Below are 1,555 nucleotides of genomic sequence, written 5' to 3'. Positions count from 1 at the left end.
AACGAGGCGGTGGCGATGGCCGCCGACCTGGCACGCAGCGGCGTGATGCCGAACCTCGACCAGAAGCAGCAGGTCAAGGCGTTCAGCACCGGCCAGGCCGGGATGCTGCTCGAAAGCAGCTCCCTGCAGGGGATGTTCATGGCCGGCGCCAAGGCGAACAACTGGGAGCTCGACGCCGCCCAGGAACCCGCGTTCGGCTCGAAGCCGGTCATCCCCACCAACTCGGGAGCGGCACTGGCGATCTTCAGTAAGGACCCGGCCAAGCAGCGCGCCGCCTGGGAACTGACCAAGTTCCTCACCAGCAACCGCGCCTACACCGAGATCTCCTCAAAGATCGGCTACCTGCCACTACGGACCGGCCTGATCGACGACCCGAAGTACCTGCAGGCCTGGGCGAAGGCGAACCCGCTCATCAAGCCGAACCTCGACCAGCTCACCCGGATCGAGCCGTGGGAGTCCTTCCCGGGTGACAACTACCTCCAGATCTCCGACACGATGATGACCGCGGTCGAAAGCGCCGTCTTCACCGGCAAGGACCCCGCATCCACCCTGGCCGACGCGCAGAAGCAGGCCACCAGCTTCCTGCCCCGGAAGTGACCGCCGTGCCCGTCGTAAGCACCGTGAGCACTGGGAGCACGGCCACCGCAGCGAGCACCGGGACCGCCCCGGGCGCCGGCGACGGCGGGGCGCCGCAGGCGCGGCGCGCCCTGTCGCTGCCGGGCACGATCAACCTGCGCGACGTCGGCGGCTACCCGACTGTGCACGGACGCTCCCTGCGCTGGCGCACGCTGCTGCGCTCGGGCACGCTACGCGGGCTCGACGGCCGTGGGCAGGCCATCCTCGCGCAGATCGGGCTGCGCACGGTCATCGACCTGCGCGAGGACACCGAGGTGGCGCACGATCCGGACCAGCTCGGCCGGCTCGCCGCGACGCATCGGCGGGTGCCCGTCTACACCCTGCCGGTCGACCGGCACCAGACGGCCGGCGATCTGCGTAGCCTCTACGACCACGTCGTCGATCATCGAGGGGACCGCCTCACCGCGGCCATGCTCGCGCTCGCCGCACCGGGGACACTGCCCGCGATCGTGCACTGCAGCGCCGGCAAGGACCGCACCGGTCTGGTCATCACTCTGGCACTGGACCTCGCCGGGGTGCCAGCCGAGGTGATCGCGCAGGACTTCGCGCTGACCTCGTACTTCCTGCGGGACGAGGCTGCGGCGGCCGTCCAGCGGATCTCCGCCCTGATGTCCACCGATGGCGAGGAGCTGCCGGCCTCGCTGATGGCAAGCCCGCCCGACCTCATCCTGCACGCGCTGGGCCGTATCCACGCCCGGCACGGGGACACTCACACCTACCTGCTCGCGCACGGGGCGACGGCGCACGCGCTGGACCGCCTCGTCGAGGCCCTGCTCGTGCCGGCGGAGGCCTCCGACGCCGGGCCGGATTCCGGTCCGGCGACCGCGGGCTGAACCCCAGCCAGTGAGCCGCAGGCCCGGAGTCCCTCCCCCTCGGGCCTGCGGCTCACCCCAGGCGCCACCCCGTCCGCCCTGAACCC

At 71.3% G+C, this 1,555-nt stretch carries 2 protein-coding genes; both read left to right on the top strand.

Annotated elements, in window-relative coordinates:
• The coding region (locus tag AC08OJ_RS17475; RefSeq protein WP_476596296.1) for an extracellular solute-binding protein at positions 1-597 on the top strand (597 nt) is incomplete at its 5' end.
• Positions 598-602: 5 nt separating this feature from the next.
• A complete protein-coding gene (locus AC08OJ_RS17470; RefSeq protein ID WP_476596295.1) occupies positions 603-1,469 on the top strand; it encodes a tyrosine-protein phosphatase in 867 nt (288 codons plus the stop codon).
• The last annotated feature ends 86 nt before the right edge of the window (positions 1,470-1,555 follow it).

This window comes from Frankia sp. CgKIO3 (assembly GCF_977946435.1).
Note: the sequence above shows the minus strand (reverse complement) of the source record. Positions and strands in the feature narration are given on the sequence as shown.